Source organism: Rhodococcus sp. ENV425, from assembly GCF_002887785.1.
GTDB classification, from domain to species: domain Bacteria; phylum Actinomycetota; class Actinomycetes; order Mycobacteriales; family Mycobacteriaceae; genus Rhodococcus; species Rhodococcus aetherivorans.
In genome coordinates this window covers 1-2,646 of record NZ_PCZU01000243.1, presented here as the reverse complement: position 1 = coordinate 2,646, position 2,646 = coordinate 1, and the positions used below count along the sequence as shown (strand labels likewise).

Genomic DNA, 2,646 nt, shown 5'->3' with positions numbered 1-2,646 from the left:
GGACCGACACGGCGGCCTGGACCCGCTGCCACAGCACGCGGCCCTCGTCGAGCGCGTCGAGCAGGCCCGCGACGCGGCCCTCGAGCAGCACGACGTCGGCCGCGCCGCGCGCGGGGTCGCTGCCGCGGGAGGCCACGCCGATGCCGACGCTCGCGGCCCGGATCGCGGCGGCGTCGTTGGCGCCGTCACCGACCATGGCGCACACGTGTCCGGTGTGCTCGAGGGCCTGCACGATCTGCACCTTGTGCTCGGGGGACATCCGGGCGAAGACGAGGCGCTCCTCCACGGCTCGTTCCCGTTCGGTGTGCGAGAGTCCGTCCCATTCGGCACCGCTGAGCACCTGATCCGCCGTGACGGGCAGGCCCAGTTCGCCGGCGATCGCGACGGCGGTCACCGGATGGTCGCCGGTGACGAGCCGGACGGCGACGCCCTGCTCGAGCAGCGCGGGCAGCAGTCCGGCCGCGTCGGCCCGCGGCGTGTCGGACAGCCCGATGAGGCCGACGTGCCGCAGCCCGTTTCCGGGCAGCTCCGCGAGGGCGTCGGGATCGTCTGCCGCCCCAGCGGTTTCGGCATCGGTCAGGTCGCGCTGTCCCACGGCGATGACCCGCAGTCCGTCGGCGGCCAGGGCGTGCACCCGCTCGCGGACGTCGGGATGGTCGTCGCCGTAGGCGCCGAGCATCATCTCCGGCGCACCCTTGACCGCGAGGTGGTTTCCGGCGATCGCAGCCGCGTAGGCCCGGCCGGACCGGAACGGCAGGTGGGCCGTCCGTTCGGCGGCCCGGTCCGCGACGGCGGCGGCGTGCGCGGACTCGACGATCGCGACGTCGGTGGCGTGCTCGGGTGGTCCCCCGTTTGCCGGAATGCCGGTGCGGGCGGCGCAGGCCAGCACGTCCTCCCGGGTGAAGCCGGGGGCGGGTTCGACCGCCGCGACCCGCAGGCGGTTCTCGCTGAGTGTGCCCGTCTTGTCGAAGCAGACGACGTCGACCCGGCTGAGGGCCTCGATCGAGCGGGGCGCCCGCACGAGGGTCGAGCGCTTGGTGAGCCGGCGGGCGGACGCGACCTGCGCGAGGGTGGCCACGAGCGTCAGCCCTTCCGGCACGGCCGCGACGGTGACCGCGACCCCGCTGGTCACCGCCGCGCGGACCCCGGTGCCGCGGAGCAGGCCCAGCGCGGCGACGAGGACGCCGCCGCCGAGGCTGACGGGCAGCGCCCGGCGGGTGAGGGTGCTCAGCCGTGCCTGCAGGCCCACCTCCCGGACCCGCGCGGGCGCCATCGCGGTGGCGCGACGGGTCTCGGTGGCCCCGCCCACCGCCGTCACGACCGTCACCGCGGTGCCGGTGAGCACGGTGGTGCCCGCGTAGAGCATGCAGGCGCGTTCGGCCAGCGGGGCCCCCGGCGTCGAGTCGCTCTGCTTGACGACCGGGAGCGACTCCCCGGTCAGTGCCGACTCGTCGACCTCGACCCCGTCGGCGTGGAGGATGCGCCCGTCCGCGGGCACGACCTCGCCGGGACGGACCTCGACGACGTGCCCGGGACGCAGCCGGGCCGCGGGGACTCCGACGTATCGCCTGCCGCCGCGTGGTCCGGCGACGCGGCGCGCGGGCGGATCCTGCACCGCCAGAAGCCTTTTCAGAAGTCGTTCGGCACGCAGGCGCTGGGCGGCCGAGATCGCGGCGTTGAGCAGCAACACCGATCCCACGAGCACGGCGTCGAGCGGCGAACCGAGCACCGCACTCGCCGCGGAGCCGGTGGCGAGGACGGGGGTCAGCGGGTCGGACAGCTCGGTGCGTACCGCACGGGTGAAGTCGACGGCGGAGCCGACCGGGCGGGTGCCGACCCGCCGCACCACCCGCACCGCCCGCGTGCGGGTCCGCACCCGCCAGCCGGAATCCTCCGCGGGCAAGAACAACTCGTCCGGCGACGGCGCGGGGAGGAGCGCGCACACCTCAGCCACCGACAGCGCATGCCAGTCGTGGGCCGAACGCGGCGGCGGCAGCGGCGCGGCGAGCGCGGTGCGGGCCGCCGATGTTCCGGCCCACAGCCCGGCCGCGGCACCGGCGGTGACCGATTCCGGACCGGTGCCCGGCACACCGGGCAACATGAGCAGCGCTCCGAGGGCGGAGGCGTCGCGGGCGATCTCCACGCCGCGCCGGCTCGCGGTCCGGGCGGCCGGGAGCGCGTGCAGGATCCGCCACGCACCGGTGAGGTCGCGGACCATCAGGTCCGCCGGCCAGGGCGGACGGCTGCCGTCGCGCAGGACACCGATGCCCACGTCGGCCAGGGCGAGGGCCTGCGCCGCCTCGGCGGTGAGGACCACGACGGTGCCGCCGCCGCGCTGCAACCCCTCGACGATGCCGAGCAGTGCGGCGTCCATCGACTCGACGAGAGGTTCGAGGCGATCGAATCCGTTCCGCAGGTAGCCCGCCCCCTCGTCCTCGACGGAGACCACGACGATCCCGGCGCGCCGGGCGGCGGCGAGCACGGCGGACGCGTAGCGGTCGTGGACGGGACCGATCAGCACCCGCGCGTCGGCGGGAGGGTGCCCGGGCACGTCCGGCACGGCGGAGACGGGGTGCCAGCCGGAGGTGAGGACGCCGCGTTCGACCGCCGTCCGCGCCCGGTCCCACACCACGCTCCGGTCGCGGT

1 protein-coding gene is annotated in these 2,646 nt (G+C 76.1%); it reads right to left on the bottom strand.

What is annotated here, in order from left to right; genetic code table 11:
- Window positions 1-2,646: HAD-IC family P-type ATPase (locus CQZ88_RS21270; RefSeq protein WP_146034351.1), on the bottom strand; the 2,646-nt coding region annotated here is incomplete at both ends.